At 66.7% G+C, this 19,196-nt stretch carries 16 protein-coding genes; 11 read left to right on the forward strand and 5 right to left on the reverse strand.

Translation table 11 applies throughout. The features are described 5' to 3' along the window. The first annotated feature begins 29 nt into the window (after window positions 1–29). From QE373_RS06185 to proB, 10 genes are all read left to right on the forward strand, one after another. Window positions 30–590, forward strand: coding sequence for a hypothetical protein (locus QE373_RS06185; protein WP_057687255.1), 561 nt, complete (start codon window positions 30–32; stop codon window positions 588–590). Between the two features lie 263 nt (window positions 591–853). Continuing rightward, a complete protein-coding gene (locus tag QE373_RS06190; protein WP_057687254.1) occupies window positions 854–1,864 on the forward strand; it encodes an N-acetylornithine carbamoyltransferase in 1,011 nt (336 codons plus the stop codon). A gap of 60 nt (window positions 1,865–1,924) precedes the next feature. Continuing rightward, the gene (locus QE373_RS06195; protein WP_309684715.1) at window positions 1,925–3,121 is read left to right on the forward strand and encodes an argininosuccinate synthase; all 1,197 of its coding nucleotides are present in this window, start codon (window positions 1,925–1,927) and stop codon (window positions 3,119–3,121) included. A gap of 140 nt (window positions 3,122–3,261) precedes the next feature. After that, the gene (locus QE373_RS06200) at window positions 3,262–4,350 is read left to right on the forward strand and encodes an acetylornithine deacetylase (protein ID WP_309684718.1); all 1,089 of its coding nucleotides are present in this window, start codon (window positions 3,262–3,264) and stop codon (window positions 4,348–4,350) included. Window positions 4,351–4,422: 72 nt separating this feature from the next. Continuing rightward, the gene (locus QE373_RS06205) at window positions 4,423–5,751 is read left to right on the forward strand and encodes an acetylglutamate kinase (RefSeq protein WP_309684721.1); all 1,329 of its coding nucleotides are present in this window, start codon (window positions 4,423–4,425) and stop codon (window positions 5,749–5,751) included. Then, window positions 5,748–6,350 (forward strand): GNAT family protein, encoded by a 603-nt coding sequence (locus tag QE373_RS06210; protein WP_309684724.1) that lies wholly within the window; start codon window positions 5,748–5,750, stop codon window positions 6,348–6,350. The genes QE373_RS06205 and QE373_RS06210 overlap by 4 nt, the downstream gene beginning before the upstream one ends. Further along, window positions 6,347–7,300, forward strand: a complete 954-nt coding sequence (argC, locus tag QE373_RS06215) for an N-acetyl-gamma-glutamyl-phosphate reductase (protein WP_309684727.1) — start codon at window positions 6,347–6,349, stop codon at window positions 7,298–7,300. Before QE373_RS06210 ends, argC begins: the two co-directional genes overlap by 4 nt. A gap of 40 nt (window positions 7,301–7,340) precedes the next feature. Beyond that, window positions 7,341–8,636: an argininosuccinate lyase gene (argH, locus tag QE373_RS06220; RefSeq protein ID WP_309684730.1), complete on the forward strand. Its 1,296-nt coding sequence runs from the start codon at window positions 7,341–7,343 to the stop codon at window positions 8,634–8,636. Beyond that, window positions 8,636–8,899 carry a YciI family protein gene (locus tag QE373_RS06225; protein ID WP_309684732.1) on the forward strand — a complete coding sequence of 88 codons (264 nt, stop codon included), beginning with the start codon at window positions 8,636–8,638 and terminating at the stop codon, window positions 8,897–8,899. The genes argH and QE373_RS06225 overlap by 1 nt, the downstream gene beginning before the upstream one ends. Before the next feature lie 10 nt (window positions 8,900–8,909). Beyond that, window positions 8,910–10,073 carry a glutamate 5-kinase gene (proB, locus tag QE373_RS06230; RefSeq protein ID WP_309684735.1) on the forward strand — a complete coding sequence of 388 codons (1,164 nt, stop codon included), beginning with the start codon at window positions 8,910–8,912 and terminating at the stop codon, window positions 10,071–10,073. Between the two features lie 28 nt (window positions 10,074–10,101). Here proB and QE373_RS06235 read toward each other — a convergent pair whose 3' ends face one another. Beyond that, the gene (locus QE373_RS06235) at window positions 10,102–11,550 is read right to left on the reverse strand and encodes a hypothetical protein (RefSeq protein WP_309684736.1); all 1,449 of its coding nucleotides are present in this window, start codon (window positions 11,548–11,550) and stop codon (window positions 10,102–10,104) included. Between the two features lie 270 nt (window positions 11,551–11,820). On the opposite strand from QE373_RS06235, the gene QE373_RS06240 reads away from it, so the two are divergent. Next, window positions 11,821–13,077 carry a glutamate-5-semialdehyde dehydrogenase gene (locus QE373_RS06240; protein ID WP_309684742.1) on the forward strand — a complete coding sequence of 419 codons (1,257 nt, stop codon included), beginning with the start codon at window positions 11,821–11,823 and terminating at the stop codon, window positions 13,075–13,077. A gap of 236 nt (window positions 13,078–13,313) precedes the next feature. Here the strand turns inward: QE373_RS06240 and pgaD are convergent, their stop codons facing one another. From pgaD to pgaA, 4 genes are read right to left on the reverse strand one after another with little or no spacing between them, the layout of a single operon-like run. After that, window positions 13,314–13,808: a poly-beta-1,6-N-acetyl-D-glucosamine biosynthesis protein PgaD gene (gene pgaD / locus QE373_RS06245; protein WP_057687244.1), complete on the reverse strand. Its 495-nt coding sequence runs from the start codon at window positions 13,806–13,808 to the stop codon at window positions 13,314–13,316. Then, on the reverse strand, window positions 13,805–15,055 hold the full coding sequence (gene pgaC, locus QE373_RS06250; protein WP_057687243.1) for a poly-beta-1,6-N-acetyl-D-glucosamine synthase: 1,251 nt from the start codon (window positions 15,053–15,055) through the stop codon (window positions 13,805–13,807). Before pgaC ends, pgaD begins: the two co-directional genes overlap by 4 nt. A 1-nt stretch (window position 15,056) precedes the next feature. Next, window positions 15,057–16,943 carry a poly-beta-1,6-N-acetyl-D-glucosamine N-deacetylase PgaB gene (gene pgaB, locus QE373_RS06255; RefSeq protein ID WP_057687278.1) on the reverse strand — a complete coding sequence of 629 codons (1,887 nt, stop codon included), beginning with the start codon at window positions 16,941–16,943 and terminating at the stop codon, window positions 15,057–15,059. A 16-nt stretch (window positions 16,944–16,959) separates the two neighbouring features. After that, the gene (gene pgaA / locus QE373_RS06260; RefSeq protein WP_309684751.1) at window positions 16,960–18,996 is read right to left on the reverse strand and encodes a poly-beta-1,6 N-acetyl-D-glucosamine export porin PgaA; all 2,037 of its coding nucleotides are present in this window, start codon (window positions 18,994–18,996) and stop codon (window positions 16,960–16,962) included. Window positions 18,997–19,196 lie beyond the last annotated feature (200 nt).

Raw genomic sequence — 19,196 nt, forward strand, 5'->3', positions numbered from 1 at the left:
CTATCGATGTGCCCTCGAACCCGTTGCCGATGAGATACCTCTTCCTTCCCGCACTGGCTGCCTGCCTGCTGGCCGGCCCTGCCATGGCCCAATCGGAAGAGGCCGAGCCGCGCAACCGGGTGGTGATCGTGGAGAACATCAAGCTCGATTACGCCCAGGTGCTCAACGTCGAACCGGTGTTCCAGACCCTGCGCGCCACCCGCACCGAAGAGCATTGTGAACCGGTCACCACGCGCAACCTGCCGCCGGTCAATGTCACCGGCGAAGAGCCGGTGGAAGAAAAGGGGCGCTTCGGGCGCCTGTGGGATTCGGTGCGATCGATCTTCAAGCCCGGCGAAGAGGGTAGTGCGGACGTGGCCGCGGTGCCGGTCGGGGCCCAGCCCAGCAACGCGCCGATCCTGACCCGTGACTGCCGCATCGTGCCGGTCGGGCGCGAGTTCCGCCGGCCCATCGCCTACGACGTGGACTACGTCTACAAGGGCACCAAGTACCGCTCGCGGCTGCCGGAAGATCCTGGCAACCGGCTGAAGATCCGGGTCTCCATCACCCCCTGGGTCGGGGCCGAACAGGGTTCGCCGGCAAATCCCTGACGGCGGGTCTTGCACCGCACCATCGGCCATGCCACCATGGGCGGAAATGAACGCCACCGACTTCCAGCACGACTCCAGCGCCGCCCGCCAGGCCAGCAGCATGACCTCGCGTGCCCGCCGACCGGAATCCCACATTTCCGCTGGGTGACCGGAGCTTCGTGCTGTCTGTTCGGTAAAAAACCCAGCCCCCCGGCTGGGTTTTTTCGTTTCCGGGTTCTGAAAAGTTGCATCTGCACTCAACTCCACACCGCAAGGATCGATTGATGTCCCTCAAGCACTTCCTGAACACCCAGGACTGGAGCCGCAGCGAACTCGATGCGCTGTTGACCCAGGCCGCGCTGTTCAAGCGCAACAAGCTCGGCGACCAGCTGAAAGGCAAATCGATCGCGCTGGTGTTCTTCAACCCGTCCATGCGCACCCGCACCAGCTTCGAACTGGGTGCTTTCCAGCTCGGTGCCCACGCGGTGGTGCTGCAGCCGGGCAAGGACGCATGGCCGATCGAGTTCAACCTCGGCACCGTGATGGATGGCGATACCGAAGAGCACATCGCCGAAGTGGCCAAGGTGCTGGGCCGCTACTGCGACATGATCGCGGTGCGCGCCTTCCCGAAGTTCGTGGACTGGTCGGTCGACCGCGAAGACACCGTGCTGAAGAGCTTTGCCAAGTACTCGCCGGTGCCGGTCATCAACATGGAAACCATCACCCATCCGTGCCAGGAACTGGCCCACGCGATGGCACTGCAGGAGCACTTCGGCACCCAGGACCTGCGTGGCAAGAAGTACGTGCTGACCTGGACCTACCATCCCAAGCCGCTGAACACCGCGGTGGCCAACTCCGCGCTGACCATCGCCACCCGCATGGGCATGGACGTGACCCTGCTGTGCCCGACCCCGGATTACATCCTGGACGAGCGCTACATGGGCTGGGCCGAGCAGAACGTAGCCGAGAACGGCGGCTCGCTGCAGGTCAGCCATGACATCGAAAGCGCCTACACCGGTGCCGACGTGGTGTACGCCAAGAGCTGGGGCGCGCTGCCGTTCTTCGGCAACTGGGAACCGGAAAAGCCGATCCGCGACCAGTACAAGCACTTCATCGTCGACGAGCAGAAGATGGCGCTGACCAACAACGGGGTCTTCAGCCATTGCCTGCCGCTGCGCCGCAACGTCAAGGCCACCGATGCGGTGATGGATTCGCCGCAGTGCATCGCCATCAACGAGGCCGAAAACCGACTGCACGTGCAGAAGGCGATCATGGCCGCGCTGGCCGGCCGCTGATTTCTTTCCGATTCGAACCTTCCGCCGGGCTTGGCCCGGCGCTACCAGGACCTTACCCCCATGAGCAACAAAGACGTCGTCCTCGCCTTCTCCGGCGGCCTTGATACCAGCTTCTGCGTGCCCTACCTGCAGGAACGCGGCTACAACGTGCACACCGTGTTCGCCGACACCGGTGGCGTGGATGATGAAGAGCGCGATTTCATCGAAAAGCGCGCCGCCGAACTGGGCGTCACCAGCCATGTCACCGTCGACGGCGGTCCTGCGATCTGGGAAGGCTTCGTCAAGCCGTTCGTGTGGGCCGGCGAAGGCTACCAGGGCCAGTATCCGCTGCTGGTGTCGGACCGTTACCTGATCGTCGATGCCGCGCTCAAGCGCGCCGCCGAACTGGGCACCAACATCATCGCCCACGGCTGCACCGGCATGGGCAACGACCAGGTGCGCTTCGACCTGGCAGTGAAGGCGCTGGGCGACTACCAGATCATCGCCCCGATCCGCGAAATCCAGAAAGAGCACACCCAGACCCGTGCCTACGAGCAGAAGTACCTGGAAGAGCGCGGCTTCGGCGTGCGCGCCAAGCAGCAGGCCTACACCATCAACGAGAACCTGCTGGGGCTGACCATGTCCGGCGGTGAGATCGACCGTTGGGAAGCGCCGGGCGAAGGCGCCCGCGGCTGGTGCGCACCGCGCAGCGAATGGCCGGAGCAGGCCCTCACGGTCACCCTGAAGTTCGTCGACGGCGTTGCCGTGGAGCTGGACGGCAAGGCGCTGCCGGGCGAGAAGATCCTGGCCACGCTCAACAAGCTGTTCGCTCCGTATGGCGTGGGCCGTGGCGTGTACACCGGCGACACCGTGATCGGCCTGAAGGGCCGCATCGTGTTCGAAGCGCCGGGCCTGGTCTCGCTGCTGGCCGCGCACCGCGCGCTGGAAGACGCGGTGCTGACCAAGCAGCAGAACCGCTTCAAGCCGGACGTGTCGCGCAAGTGGGTGGAGCTGGTGTACGAAGGCTTCTACCACGACCCGCTGAAGACCGACATCGAAGCCTTCCTGAAGTCCTCCCAGGCCAAGGTCAATGGTGAAGTGGTGCTGGAAACCCGGGGTGGCCGCGTCGACGCGGTGGCCGTGCGTTCGCCGCACCTGCTCAATACCAAGGGCGCCACCTATGCGCAGTCGGCCGACTGGGGCGTGGAAGAGGCCGAAGGCTTCATCAAGCTGTTCGGGATGAGCTCCACGCTCTACGCGCAGGTCAATCGCGGCTAAGCCGCGATCGACCTGCCCGCGCATTCTTCCTCAACCCCGCGCCGTTGGCGCGCCCCCTTGAACACCAAGGGGGCTCTCCACCAGACGCATTACGGTAGCGCCGGGCCATGCCCGGCGGAATTCCACAGGATTGTTGATCCATGCTTGAACAGACGCTTCATCACCTGCAGGCGCTGGTGTCCTTCGACACCCGCAACCCGCCGCGTGCGATCACCACCGGTGGCATCTTCGATTACCTGCGCGACAACCTGCCCGGGTTCAATGTGGAGGTGGTCGACCACGGTGACGGCGCGGTCAGCCTGCATGCGGTGCGCGGTGCGCCGAAGTACCTGTTCAACGTGCACCTGGATACCGTGCCGGATTCGCCGCACTGGAGTGCGGATCCGCATGTGATGCGCCGCCTGGACGACCGCGTGGTCGGCCTGGGAGTGTGTGACATCAAGGGCGCGGCCGCTGCGCTGGTGGCTGCGGCCAATGCCAGTGAGGGCGACGCGGCGTTCCTGTTTTCCAGCGACGAGGAAGCCAACGATCCGCGCTGTATTGCCGCCTTCCTGGCCCGTGGCCTTCCCTACGAAGCGGTGCTGGTGGCCGAGCCGACCATGAGCGAGGCGGTGCTGGCCCACCGTGGCATCAGCTCGGTGCTGATGCAGTTCGCCGGCCGCGCCGGCCACGCGTCGGGCAAGCAGGATGCGGCCGCCAGCGCGCTGCACCAGGCAATGCGTTGGGGCAACCGCGCGCTGGACCATGTGGACTCGTTGTCCACGGCGCGCTTCGGCGGGCTGACCGGCCTGCGTTTCAACATCGGCCGCGTGGAAGGCGGGATCAAGGCCAACATGATCGCGCCGGCGGCCGAGCTGCGTTTTGGTTTCCGTCCACTGCCGTCGATGGACATCGATGCACTGCTGGCGACCTTTGCCGGCTTCGCCGAACCGGAAGCGGCGCTGTTCACCGAAACCTTCCGTGGCCCCAGCCTTCCGGCCGGTGACATCGCCGATGCCGAAAACCGGCGCCTGGCCGCGCGTGACGTGGCCGATGCGCTGGACCTGCCGATCGGCAACGCGGTGGATTTCTGGACCGAGGCCTCGCTGTTCTCGGCCGGTGGCTACACCACGCTGGTGTTCGGCCCGGGCGACATCGCCCAGGCCCATACCGCCGATGAGTTCGTGACCCTGGAACAACTGCAGCGCTATGCCGACGCCGTGCACCGGATCATCAGCGCCGGCGCGTGAACCCCCCAACGCCGTCGTGCTCCGGCACGGCGGAACTGCAACGCGGCCCCCGCCGCCTGTGACGAAACCGAAATGTCCCCAGCCCTCCAGCCTCATCGCCAGACCCGCCAGACCATCGTGCGCCTGCTTTCCAGCATGGCCAGCGCGAAGGAAATCAGCCAGTACCTCAAGCGTTTTTCGCAGCTCGACGCCAAGCGCTTCGCCGTGGTGAAGGTCGGCGGGGCGGTGCTGCGCGATGACCTGGAAGCGCTGACGTCCTCGCTGTCGTTCCTGCAGGAGGTAGGCCTGACCCCGATCGTGCTGCACGGCGCCGGCCCGCAGCTGGATACCGAGCTGGCCGCGGCCGGCATCGAAAAGCAGACCGTCAGTGGCCTGCGGGTGACCTCGCCGGAAGCGCTGGCGATCGTGCGCCAGGTGTTCCAGCAGTCCAACCTGCGGCTGGTGGAGGCCCTGCAGCAGAACGGCGCGCGCGCCACTTCGATCACCGGCGGCGTGTTCGAAGCCGAGTACATGGACCAGGCCACCTACGGGCTGGTCGGCGAAGTGAAGAAGGTCAACCTTGCACCGATCGAAGCCAGCCTTCGCGCCGGTTCGATTCCGGTCATCACCAGCCTGGGTGAGACCCGCAGCGGACAGATCCTCAACGTCAACGCCGACTTCGCCGCCAACGAGCTGGTGCAGGAGCTGCAGCCGTACAAGATCATCTTCCTGACCGGCACCGGCGGGCTGCTGGACGAGGAGGGCAAGGTGATCGACTCGATCAACCTGTCCACCGAGTACGAACACTTGATGACCCAGCCGTGGATCCACGGCGGCATGAAGGTGAAGATCGAGCAGATCAAATCGCTGCTGGACCGGCTGCCGCTGGAGTCGTCGGTGTCGATCACCCGGCCGGCCGACCTGGCCAAGGAACTGTTCACCCACAAGGGCTCCGGTACGCTGGTGCGCAAGGGCGAACGCGTGCTGCGCGCGACATCGTGGGACGAACTGGACCTGCCGCGCCTGCGCGGGCTGATCGAATCCAGTTTCGGCCGCGTGCTGGTGCCGGATTACTTCGACAAGACCCGCCTGCTGCGCGCGTATGTCAGCGAAAACTACCGCACCGCGGTGATCCTTACCGACGAAGCCGAAGGCGTGTACCTGGACAAGTTCGCCGTGCTCGACGACGCACAGGGCGAGGGCCTGGGCCGGGCGGTGTGGAACGTGATGCTGGACGAGACGCCGCAGCTGTTCTGGCGCTCGCGCAACGGCAATCCGATCAACCACTTCTACTATGCCGAATCCGATGGCTGCTACAAGCAGGGCACGTGGAAGACATTCTGGTTCGGTGCCGACGGCTTCGATCGCATCAAGGCCTACGTCGACCATTGCGCGCAGCGCGCGCCGAGCCTGCTCGGATGAACGCGCCCGCCGACTGGACCGCTGCGCCGACGCTGTCAGGCCGCCACGTCTCGCTGGAGCCGCTGCAGGCCCGGCACGTGCCGGGCCTGCAGCGCGCCGTGGAAGGCACCGGGCTGGACCAGCTGTGGTTCACCCAGGTGCCGTCGGTCGTCGGCATGGCGGCGTATGTGGACGCCGCGCTGCAGGCGCAGGCCGAAGGCAAGGTGCTGCCGATGGTGATCCGTGATGCAGGCGGAGAGATCGTCGGCACCACGCGCTGCTACGCGCTGGATGCCAGCGTGCCCAAGCTGAGCATCGGCTATACCTGGTACGCGCCGCGCGTACAGCGCAGCGGGGTCAATACCGAGGCCAAGCTGCTGTTGCTGCAGCATGCCTTCGAAACGCTCGGCTGCCTGGCCGTGGTGTTTGAAACCAGCTGGTTCAACCATGCCTCGCGCACGGCCATCGCGCGTCTCGGCGCCAAGCAGGACGGCGTGCTGCGCAACCACACCCGGCATCCCGACGGCACGCCGCGCGATACCGTTGTTTTCTCCATCATCGACACGGAATGGGCGGCGGTGAAACGCCACCTGCAGTTCCGCCTGGACAGCCACGCATGAACGTAAAAACCTTCACCCTGGGCATCGTCGGTGCCCGCGGCCACACCGGCGCGGAGCTGATCAAACTGGTGGCCGCGCATCCGAACCTGCAGCTGGCGTTCGTGTCCTCGCGCGAGCGCGCCGGGCAACGGCTGGCCGACCACCATCCGGAGATCACCGGCGAGGTGCAGTACGAAAACCTGGACGCCGACGCGGTCGCCGCCAAAGGCGTGGACGCGGTGATCCTGGCGCTTCCCAATGGCCTGGCCGCACCGTTCGTGGCCGCGCTGGAGGCGGCAAGGCCGGACACGGTGATCGTCGATCTGTCCGCTGATTACCGCTTCGAAGGCAGCTGGTACTACGGCCTGCCCGAGCTGACCCGCACCCAGTACAACGGTGAGAAGCACATCAGCAACCCGGGCTGCTATGCCACCGCGATGCAGCTGGCGATCCACCCGCTGCTGGACCTGCTGGCCGGCCCGCCGCAGTGCTTCGGGGTGTCCGGCTATTCCGGCGCCGGTACGACGCCTTCGGACAAGAACAATCCGGAACTGCTGGCCGACAACCTGATGCCGTACGCACTGACCAACCACGTACACGAACGCGAGGTGTCCGCGCACCTGCGCGTGCCGGTGGAGTTCATGCCGCACGTGGCGCCGCACTTCCGCGGCATCACCATGACGGTCAACCTCTGGCTCAACCAGATGCAGACCCGGGAACAGATCGCCGCGCGCTTCGCCGATGCCTACGCCGCTGAGCCGCTTGTCGAAGTCGTCGACGACGCGCCGTGGGTGAGCCGCATCGCCGGCCGCCACGGCGTGCAGGTCGGCGGCTTCACCGTTGCGCCCGGCGGCAAGCGGGTGGTGGTGGTGGCCACGCTGGACAACCTGTTGAAGGGCGCGGCCACCCAGGCCATGCAGAACCTCAACCTCGCGCTGGGTATCGACGAACTCACCTCGATCCCGCATTGATTGAATCAACGGGCGGCCCAGGCCGCCGATGGAGCACAGCATGGCAGACCTTCTGTGGCAGAAGCAGGGCGTCGCGGTCGACGCAAAGATCCAGACCTTCCTCGCCGGTGATGACGTGATCCTTGATCGCGAATTCTTCCTGCATGACATCGCCGCCAGTGCAGCGCACGCCGAGGGCCTGGCGCACATCGGCATCCTCAGCGCCGACGAGCTGGCCGGCCTGCAGCGTGAACTGGAGGTGCTGGCCGATGACTTCCGTGCCGGGCGTTTCGTGCTGGACGAACAGTACGAAGACGGCCATTCGGCCATCGAAGCGCGCCTGACCGACCGCCTCGGCGATGCCGGTCGCCGCATCCACACCGGCCGCAGCCGCAACGACCAGGTGCTGGTGGCGACCCGGCTGTGGCTGAAGGAAAAGCTGCAGCGCGTAGCGCAGCTCAGCGCGGAGATCGCCAAGGTGGCGCTGGATCGGGCCGACGCCGAGAAAGACCTTCCGATTCCGGGCTATACGCACATCCAGCGCGCCGTGGTGTCTTCGGCCGGCATGTGGTGGGCGGGCTGGGCAGAGGCGTTCATCGACAACGCCATCCGCGCCCGCGATACGCACGCGCTGGTGGATGCCAATCCGCTTGGCACCGCCGCCGGCTACGGCGTCAACCTGCCGCTGGACCGCGAACACACCACTGCCGCGCTCGGCTTCGCGCGCATGCAGGTATCGCCGATCTACGCGCAGCTGTCGCGCGGCAAGTTCGAAATGGCCGCGCTGGAAGCACTCGGCGGCGCGACGCTGGACCTTCGCCGCATCGCCTGGGACCTGTCCCTGTTCACCAGCGCGGAATTCGGTTTCGTGGCCTTGCCGGCGCAGTACACCACCGGCAGTTCAATCATGCCGAACAAACGCAATCCCGATGTCATCGAACTGATGCGCGCCACTCACGCCAGCGTCGCCGCCGCACGCACCGAAATCGAGCAGCTGCTGTCGCTGCCGTCCGGCTACCATCGTGACCTGCAGGGGTCCAAGGGCGCGATCTTCCACGGCTTCGGCCGCGGCCTGGCCGCGCTGGAACTGCTGCCGGCGCTGCTGGCCAACCTGGAATGGCGCAACGACAAGCTGCTGGCCGGAATCGATTCAGGTATGTACGCCACCGACGTGGCGGTCGAGGCGGCCGTCGCCGGCGTGCCGTTCCGTGAAGCCTACAAGGCCGCAGCGGCAGGCGCGGACACGGCGGGCCAGGGCCGTACGCCGGAAGGCAGCCTGGCCGCGCGGGTGTCGCCCGGCGCCGCCGCCGACCTGCGCCTGGACGTCCTGCGCGCGCGCTGGCAGGCACTGGCCTGATGGCCGCCGCCGTGTACCTGGTGATCGCGATGCGGCGGCCGGATTTCGATCCGGCGGCGGTGCAGCCGCACACCGCCTTCCTTGATGAACTGCGTGCTGCCGGCCAGCTGCAGCTGACCGGCGGTTTCAGTGACGGCAGCGGCGGGGCATACGTGCTGTGCAACGTGGACAGCCTGGAGCAGGCCCGCGCCATCGTCGCGCGCGATCCGCTGCTGACCCTGCAGTCTTCGGACCTGACCGTCCACGAATGGACCACCCGGTGAGCCCCTGTTGATGATCGACCCTGCCGCCATGACCGCATCGCCGTTTCCCGGACAAGCGTTGCCGGACTGGCGGCGCGCCGTGCTGAAGGTCGGCAGCAGCCTGCTCGCCGCCGATGGCGGCGGGCTGTCCCCACGCCATGCCCTGGGGCTTGCCCAGTTCGTATCGGCCAACGTGCTGGCCGGCCGCGATGTGGTGATCGTGTCTTCCGGCGCGGTCGCCGCCGGCCGCGCGATCCTGCCGCGGGTCGAGGCGGCCGGTGCGGCGATGGCCGCCCGCCAGGCCCTGGCTGCACTCGGCCAGGCCCAGCTGATCGGCCTGTGGCAGCGCTTCTTCGAACGGCCCGTGGCGCAGGTGCTGCTCACCCACGATGACCTGCGCAACCGCCGTCGTTATCTCAACGCACGCGCGACCCTTAACGAGCTGCTGCGGCTGGGCGCGCTGCCGGTGGTCAACGAGAACGACACCGTATCGGTGGACGAGCTCAAGCTTGGCGACAACGACAACCTGGCCGCCACCGTGGCGGCGCTTGTGGATGCGGATGTGCTGTTCATCGCCACCGACATCGACGGCCTGTACAGCGCCGATCCGCGCCGCGATGCCTCGGCGCAGCCAATCCCGCAGGTGCAGGAATTGACCGCCGACGTGCTGGCGATGGCGGGCGGCAGCGGCAGCAGCGCAGGCACCGGCGGCATGCGCACCAAGCTGGAAGCGGCATCGAAAGCGGCGCGGCTGGGCATCGAAACGATCCTGTTCAATGGCCGCAACGGCGATGTGGTGCGCGCGCTTGCGCAGGGGCGTCTGCATGGCACGCGCCTGCATGCGTCACAGAGCCGCGAGGCCGCACGCAAGTACTGGCTGCGGCACGCCCCCGTGGAACCCGGGGTGATCTGGATCGACGACGGCGCCGTGCAGGCGATGCGCGGCAAGGGCGCTTCGCTGTTGCCGGGGGGCATCACCGGGGCGGACGGTGAGTTCCGGCGGGGCGACATGGTCGAGATCCGCTGCCGGCCGGGCGCCGGCGGTGGCGAGGCGAGCGTCGCGCGCGGCGTCACCCAGTACGCAGCCAGCGACATACGCCGCATCGCCGGGCGCCATTCGCGGGATATCGAAGCGGCGCTCGGCTACAACTACGGGGGCAACGTCGTGCACCGCGACGACCTGGTGCTGGTCTAGCGTCACGCTGTGCGCGGCTGTTTCGCCTCTACTGCTTACGGTTTACATCGGGAACTCCGGGAGGCGCTTCTTCCAGCACCCGGATGGTACGTCGGGTGATCTCGCGCTGGGACCGGTCAGAGACGCGCGCGATGATGGTGTGCTCGCCGGGCGCGAGCGGCCCGAGTTCAGTGCTCCATTTGTTCTCCGTGTCTGGTCTGAGATGCTGTTTGCTGCCGTCTGCCAGCTCGATATTGAAGGGGGCCACTGCGGTGCCGCTGAAGACAGGAGCAGGGCCCGTCTCTTCCCCTTCCCGTGGTGAGGTGATGATCGGTGCCTGAAACTCGACCGTGTGCAGCTGGGCGATCGGATCCCCCGCCGTACGCAGGAATAGTCGGCCCGGCCGGAACGGTGGTGGAGGGGGGCTGATCAGGTGCTCGAATCGCCACACACCGTTTTCGTCAACGGTGCTCAGTTCTGTCCACGGACCGTCCCTGCCCACGCTGAACTCAATGATGTCGAAGTGCTCGCCCGTGCCCTCGGCGATGGCACCGAACCGAGTGACCAGGCCGGTTTCATCGACCAGAGGGCCAGCGATCAGACGAGAGACGCTCCAGGGCGGAAAATAGTCGACCTCGACACGACGTTCAACGACCTCCCCGGTTGACAGATTCTCAACCCGCAGCACGACCTCTCCGGAGCGCTCGGAGCGGACTTCACTGACTTCCCATGCGCCGCCCGGATTCGCTGTTGCTGCGGCTGGAGGACCCTCGCCCAGCGACACCTGTAGGTCCGAGTATGGAGTGGAGACGCCGGTAACGCGCGTTATCCGGGTAATCTTTCTGCCTTCTTCTGGAAACTGCAGTCGCAGGGGGATGTGCGGGGGGGCGCTGACGGTAACGCTTGTCGAAGCGGGAGCCGAGTTGCCCAGTCGCACATCGAGCGCGATTGCGCTGGCGGTATGTGTTCCCTCCGCTGCAACGACGGTGGCTGTCCAGCGGCCGTCGCGGTTCGCCTCGACGGTCGTGACCCGCCCGCTGACACTGAGCTGGGCTGATGCGTTTGGCCGCACTCTGCCGGTTGCCACCACTTTCATCACACCGTCGCGGGCGGTGAACTCGGCCGGTGGAGGTACCTCGGGCAGCGGCACGTCCACATACTCGCTGGCCCGCCTCGGGTTTTCCCGTTCGCGTGCTGCGAAGAATCGCATCGTGCGGTTGGAATTTTTTCCCACTGATGCCCACCACTGTCGCGTGCCGAAAGGCTGGGAGTGCATCTCCCCACTGCTTTTCGTAGCACTATGGCGATGCAGTTTTCCTTCACTGTCTTCGCTCCATAGCTGGTAGCCGGCGCTGGGATTGAGGAGCGTGGAGGCACTGATCCTGAAGTCGATCGCCGCGCCGGCCTGCGGTGCCAACGTGACATTGTCAATGGCGAGGCGGATGGTGGGATCGGGGGACGGATCGCGAGGATTGGATTCTTCGGCGTTGGTCGACATTGCTTGGTCGGCTCCATGGTCAGGGTCGGGTTGCGGGCCGGGCGCTGGATTCAAAGGCCCGGCCCAGCATTGCGCACATGCGCCCGGGCAGCTTGAAGTCAGTACAGGTGCGCCCTGTGGCGCCGCCGATGGACCCGCAACGACGGCGAACGCTCCGACGGAAGGAGTCAGACCAGACAGGCGGGTGCAGGGGTCACCCGGCCAAGGCCCAGTGCAGGCCTCGGCTATACTCCGGTTCCCACCTTGTGAACCCGGTCAGTGCCTGCTGCCATGAGCGATATCGAAGGACAAGCACGCGCCTGCCGCGCTGCGGCCACCGTGGTGGCCGGGCTCGACACGGTGCAGCGCACCACGCTGCTGCAGTCCATGGCCGCTGCGCTGGAATCGCATGCCGGGCAGATCCTGGCCGCCAATGCACGCGATCTCGCCGCCGCGCGTGACAAGGGCATCGGCAGCGCGATGCTGGACCGGCTGATGCTGGACCCGCCGCGTCTGTTCGCGATGGCGCAGGCGCTGCGCGAAGTGGCCGGGCTGCCGGATCCGGTAGGCCAGGTGACCCGTGACGACGTGCGTCCCAATGGCATCCGCGTGCAGAAAGTGCGCGTGCCGCTGGGGGTGATCGCGATGATCTACGAAGCGCGCCCGAACGTCACCGCCGAGGCCGCGGCGCTGTGCCTGAAGGCCGGCAACGGGGTGATCCTGCGCGGCGGCTCGGAGGCGATCCATTCCAACACCGCCATCGCCGCCGCACTGGGCAGCGCATTGGCTGTGCACGGCGTGCCGGAGGCGGCGGTGACGGTGCTGACCGACCTGCGCCGCGAGGCGATGCTGGAACTGCTGCAACTGCATGAGTTGATCGACCTGGCGATCCCGCGGGGTGGCGAAGGGTTGATCCGCTTCGTTGCCGAACATGCGCGCGTGCCGGTGATCAAGCACTACAAGGGCGTCTGCCATCTGTTCGTGGATGCCAGCGCCGATATCGATCAGGCCATCGACCTGCTGGTGGACGGCAAGTGCAGCCGGCCGTCGGCGTGCAACTCGCTGGAAACCCTGCTGGTGCACCGGGATGTCGCCGCGGAATTCCTGCCGCGCGCCGGCCAGGCGCTGGCCGCACGCGGTGTCGAGCTGCGCGCCGACGCCCTGTCCCTGCCGCTGCTGGCGGGCAGTACGGCGGCCACCGATGACGACTACGCGGCCGAGTTCCTGGACCTGGTGATCGCGGTGAAAGTGGTGGACGATCTGGAGGCGGCCATCACGCATATCCGCCGCTACACCTCCGACCACACGGAAGTGATCGCTACGCGGGACGCGGACCACGCCGAACGTTTCATCCACGCCCTGCAGTCGGCGGTGGTGATGGTCAATGCATCATCGCGCTTTTCCGATGGCGGCCAGTTGGGTCTGGGCAGTGAGATCGGCATTTCCACCACGCGCCTGCATGCCTACGGCCCGATGGGCCTGGAAGCGTTGACGGTGGAACGTTTCGTGGTGCGCGGCGAAGGCCAGGTGCGTACGGACAAGGCGTGACGACCAACGGTCGTCACCCACCGAGGCCAGGAGCAGACGGCCAGCGGCCGTCACTACCCTTGAGCAGGTAGCGCCGAGCCATGCTCGGCGAGCGCAGCGGCGAGGGCAGGAGCAGACGGCCAGCGGCCGTCACTACCGCAGGGCAGGTGGCGCCGAGCCATGCTCGGCGAGCGCAGCGGCGAGGGCAGGAGCAGACGGCCAGCGGCCGTCACTACCGCAGGGCAGGTGGCGGCAGGTCAGCCGACCGCGAGCGGGCGCACCATCAGCACCTGTTCGGTCATGCCGACCGGACGTGCATCATCGTCCATGTGCAGCGTGACCGCCTTCGCCCCGGACAGCTGGCGTGCCAGCGCATCGCTGGCGCCAAGGTCGCGTGCGATCTCCGGCAGTGCGACATCCACGCGCGGGGTGCGCCGTTCCTTGCCGGCAAACCGGTAGCGGTTGTACTCGGCCCACAGGATCAGCAGGGCCGCGCAGCCGATCAGCAGCACCGGCAGGGCGATGACGATGAACGGGTCGAGCTGCTGCTTGCGCTCATACAACTGCAGCCACGCCAGGCGTCCACCGACCAGCCACGAGATCAGCGTCAGCACCGGCGCCCACAGGTAGAAATAGAACGCCCAGAACGCGATGGTGACGAATCCCCATGCAGTGCGCTGCAGACGTGGCTGCTGGCGCGGCTTCTGGATGAGGCGCGAATCGAAACGACGCGACGGCTTGTTGGCGTTCATCGAATTCCCCGGTCCGGACTGACCCAGGTGGCGCGCTTCCTGCCCCGCTTCATCAGCGTTTTCGGCAGTGCCACCAGGGTGGTGAAGAGGCTGATCAACCAGTAGGCCATCGGGTACCAGATCACCCAGAAGTAATTGCGGCCGATGTTGATTTCGTAACGACGGTCGATGATCAGGCTGCTGGCGAACTGCAGCAGGCAGACCAGCGCCAGGATCACGCCGTGCCACTGCGGCAGCAGCGTCTGGATGTACAGCGACGGCGGCAGTTCGACGAACTTGCCCAGTGCCCACAACACGATGATCAGCAGCATCACGTAGGCCCACAGCACGCTGAAGATGTACTCCACCAGCACGCCCCACATGCGGCGCTTGCGCCAGTTGAACAGGCTCATGCCATGCCGCAGCAGCACCTCCACGCCGCCCTGTGCCCAGCGCAGGCGCTGCTTCCACAGTCCGCGCAGGGTTTCCGGCATCAGGATGAAGCACAGCGCATTGGGCTCGTAGCGGATGTCCCAGTGGTCCAGCTGCAGGCGCCAGCTGATGTCGATGTCTTCGGTGACCATGTCATCGGCCCAGTAGCCGATGCGATGCAGGGCGGTGCGGCGGAAGCCGGCGATCACCCCGGAAATGGTGAAGATGCGGCCGTAGACGCGCTGGGCCCGCTTGATCATGCCGATGATCGAGGAAAATTCGGCCACCTGCAGGCGGCCCAGCAGGGTGGAGCGGTTGCGGATGCGCGGGTTGCCGGTGACCGCGCCCACGCGCGGCCCGCTGGTCAGGTGCCAGACCATCCAGTGCATGGCGTGCTCTTCCAGCATCGCATCGCCGTCGATGCACACCAGGTACTCCGAGCGCGCGGCCAGTGCGCCCATGCGCAGCGCGTTGGCCTTGCCCAGGTTGCGGTCCAGGTGCACCACGCGCAGGCGCGGATGGATCGCTGCCAGCGCGTCCAGGCGCGCGCCGGTGTCATCGCGGCTGCCATCGTTGATGGCGATCACTTCGAAGTCCGGGTAGCGCTGCGCCAGCGCCGCGCCGATGGTGTCGTCCAGGTTGTCCGATTCGTTGTGGCAGGGAATCAGCAGCGAAGCGAACGGGTACTCGTCCATCGGCGGCGGATCATTGCGGTCACGCGACTTCCGCTCCCGCCGGAAGAAGTAGTACAGGCCTCCCGACATCCAGAAGAACGCCATCACCATCGGGTAGAAGAAGGCGAACTGGAACAGGTAGTAGACAGGCGCGTGGTCCATGTCACCGCTCCGGGTAGGGGAAGTTGCGCGCCGACATCGCCGCGCGCGCATCGGCCGTGGAAGGCTTGTCCGCGATGAAGTCATCCGGGTACCACGCCAGGTGGCGCACGCCCTGTGCCTGCAGGCGGCGTACCTGCGCACGCAGGCGCTCGCCGGGGATCGCGGTCTGGGTACGCCAGTCAACGGTCTGCAGTTCGAACAGGGTGTGCTTCAGCTCTGGATCGTGTTCGCGCACCGCGGCCACCAGCCGGTCCAGCCAGCGTTCCGGGTGGCGGCTGCCTTCCATCCACGGCATCGCCATCAGGGCGGTGTGGTCGTAGGCGGCGTTGAACAGGTCCAGGCGCTGGGCGAACCAGGCCGCGCTCTGCGGCTCCAGCACCGGCTGTGCATACAGGTTGCGCACGGTGCCCAGCTTCGGTCGCCAGCGCTGCGCACGGTCGCGCAGGGCCAGGGTGAAGTCGATCAGCGCCTGGGTCCGGTTGCCGTCATCGCCTTCCTGCGCCAGGCCGGTGAGTTCGGTATCGCGCACGTAGGCATCGTCGTGGAACAGCAGGCCTTCGAAGTAGGAATTGATCGCCAGGTCTTCGTAGATGTCCAGGATGATCTGGCGAGCGGCCGGCTTGGTGAAGTCCATCCGGTACATGCCGTCTTTTTCCGGACTGGCGATGCCCAGCGCCTGCTTCTGTGCCGGATCGGGCAGTTCATAGCCCAGCACCGGCAGCCACGCGTACACCTTCACGCCTGCGCGGGTCTTCAGCTGCCACGCCACGCGGTTGAACAGGTCTGCGCGCATCGGCAGGTGGCGATTGGGGAAATACAGCGCATCGGCGGTGTTGTTTCCGTCCGGATCGGCGAAGGCCTGCAGGTAGACGTGGGTCGGGCCGATCTTCTTGACCCGGTCGATCAGCGTGTCCAGGTTGCGCGCCAGCTGCGCCGGGTCCTTGTCATACACCGCGTCCATGTCGATCTGCAGGGCGCGGGTGCCGTCCAGGTTGGTGTTGCGGCGCAGTTCGAAGGCCAGCCCGGTGACGTTCGGATTGCCGGTCACCAGCAGGCGCGCCAACCCGTGCAGGTCACGCGTGACCGGCGTGCTGCGGCCTTCCAGGTCGAAGGACACCGGCATGCCGAGCTGCTCGGCGATGTCGTTGCTGAGCTGGTTGTAGGCCGCGTACGGCCAGACGATCGCCTGCGGACGCACACCGAGGTTCTTTTCAATCAGTCCGGCACTGCGCGACAGGTCATCGCGCAGGCGCTTTTCATACGCAGCCGCGCTCTCGTAGGTACCGGTGGCCGGATCGTAAGCGCGGGTGATGACTGCCGGCGTGGAGTTGCCCTGCGGGTTGGACTGCACGCCGTGGTGCTGGTTGTCGGTATGGCTGGCCAGTTCGATCAGGCCGCTGTCCTTCATCTCGCGCAGCTGGTCCCAGGTCAGGAAATCATCGCGGCCGAACGGGCGGTAGCCGTAATCGATGGTGCGATCCGGGGCCATGTCCACGTAGTCGGTGATCACCGCCACCAGCGCCGGGTAGTTGTAGGCACGCAGCAGCGGGTAGACCTTGCTGTAGACGCTGCGCAGGCCATCATCGAAGGTCAGCAGCACCGGCTTGGGCGGCAGCGTCGCTTCCCCGCGCGATGCCTTGACCAGCTGGCTCAGCGACACCGGGTGGTAGCCGTGCGCGGACAGCCAGTCCAGGTGGGCGGCGAAGTTCTGCGTGCTCACCGCATAGGCATCTGGATCGCCCTTGGCGGCCACGTCATCGCGGATGTCGTGGTAGCTCAGCACCAGCAGGCCGTTGCCGGCCGCATCCAGTTCCGGGCGGGTCTGGGCCTGCAGCGGCGCGCACAGCGCCAGCAGCACCAGCAGGATCATCATCATCGGCAGTCGCATGTTGCTCACTCGCATCTCATTCTCCCCAGCGCAGGCCGGCTTCCAGGCCGACATGCCGCTCGCGTTGGCCGTCATACACCGGACGCGACCAGCGCACCCCGTACTCGAAAATGCGCCCCGCACCGATCTGCCACTCGTGGCGATACTCCACCGAGGGCACCAGTGCGCTGCCGAAGTCTTCCTGCCAGTAGTCGCCGACCGACACGGTCAGGCGGTGGCGGAAATGCTTCTCGTAGTGCCGCCACAACTGCTGGTCGATGCGCAGGCCGATTTCCACCGAGCGGTCGCGCGAGGGATTGAAGTAGGGCACGTCATCACGACTGCCACGGCTGGCATACAGGCTGCCCAGCCCGTCCACCTGCAGGGTCGGGCGGCTGAGCAGGCGCTGCTCCACCGAGGTGCTGACGGTGTCGCGGCGGTTGCCGTCGTCATAGCGGTACTGGCTGGCGCCGATCCGCCACTGCGTACGCTCGTTGCGGGTATAGGTCGTAGCCAGCGCCACGCTGTCGGCGGTGATGCCCGATACGCGGGCCTGCATCGACGCATCGGCATCGTTGCGTGCGGCGCTGGCGCCGATGTGCCACTGGTCGTTGAACTGCCAGCCGAGTCCGGCGCGCAGACCGGTGTCGCCGACGTCGTCATTCGGGTGCAGCACCACCAGCTCGCCATCCAGCTGGTCGAAGCGGTAGTTCACCCCGGCCCCGAACCACCACGGGTTGATGCGCTGGTTCTGGAAGTCCACCGAACGGCGGTCGGCGAAGGCCAGCACCCGCCAGCGATCGGCCAGGATCGGCGAAGATGCCTGCACGCGGTAGCTGCCATCGTCGTTGCCCAGCGGCGAAGCGCCGCCACCGCCACTGCTGCGGCCGACTTCCGCATTGGCTTCCAGCTGCCAGCCGCGGTGCGCGCGCCAGGCGCGGTCCATGCGCTGCACCGAAGGCTGGTTCGGGTAGCGGGCCAGCAGGTCGTCGTGTATCGGGCGGGCACGGTCGTCGCGCTGCAGCGCGATGTGGGACTCGAACATGCCGATGCGCGGAGAGACATCGCGCGGATCCAGCGTGTAGGCCATCTGGTGGCGCTCCAGCGCACGCCGTGGCCATCCGCGCATCTGGTACACGCCGCCCAGCGCGGTCTGCAGGCCGCCGTTGCCCGGACCGATCGCCACCCGCTGTTCCAGCTCGGCCTGGGCCGTGGGCAGGTCGTTGCTGTAGGCGCGGATCATCGCCAGGTTGAGGTCGGCCTCATAGCGGGCCCAGTTGGCGTAGGGCGCACGCGCATTCGGACCCCAGCGCCAGATCGGCTCGTCCTTCTGCCAGGCCACCAGGTAGTCGATGGCGGTGTCCGCCTGTTCGATTTCCAGGTACGCATAGGCCAGTTCCGAGCGCGCCTGGAAGCGCGAGGGGTCGTTCTTCACCGCCTGCGACAGCACCGGGATCGCCTCGTCCGGATGCTGGGTGGCCATCAGCGAGTCGCCCACCGCCGGCAGCACGTAGTCGGGCAGCTCGATGCCATCGGCGCGCAGGGCGAGATACTCCTCGCGCAGCTGGGCGTGGCGGGACAGGCGGTTGAGCAGGATCAGGCGGTCCAGGCGGATGCGCCGGGGGGCCTGCGCCAGCGGGATGCCGTCGCGCCGCAGGTAGTTTTCCATCAGCGCCAGGGTGTCTTCGGCTTCATCCAGGCGGGTGTCTTCGCTTTCGCCATAGGCCATGCTCCAGCCCACCAGGCGAGCCAGGTAGTCCGCTTCGAAGCGTTCCTTCTGGCCCGCATCGAACAGGTCCGGGCGTGCCTGGTACAGCTGCCAGGCACGGCTGGCATTGCCGATATCACCCAACGTCAGCACCTGCAGCTTGTACAGCAGGTCGTCGCCGGGACTGGACTGCTGCGCGCGCTCGATCGCCGCCAGCGCATCCAGCCACTGGGCCTGGTCGCGATGGCGGCTGATTTCAGCCATCTGCTCGGCGCGGTTGGCGGGGGCAAGGGCGGCGTGCGCGCCTGTCGCCAGGACGAGGCAGGCCAGGCCGACGCAACGCGCCAGCGGACGATGGACAAACATGAAACCCCCAGGAGCTGGTTCGTGCGATAAAGAATTAGAAAGTGTGACGCACATCACGTGCCAAGCCCCTGCAACGACGCGTTGCGGAGCCGCGTGATGGAAATCGAGGGATGCGGAGGCGGGCCGGTCCAGCCTGATCGTGCCTGCTGCCAGTGACTTTGCCCGCATCCTTGCCCCTATACGCAATGCGGGGGCGACTG

Origin of the sequence: Stenotrophomonas sp. SORGH_AS_0321, from assembly GCF_031453215.1 — a bacterium.
GTDB classification, from domain to species: Bacteria; Pseudomonadota; Gammaproteobacteria; order Xanthomonadales; family Xanthomonadaceae; genus Stenotrophomonas; species Stenotrophomonas chelatiphaga.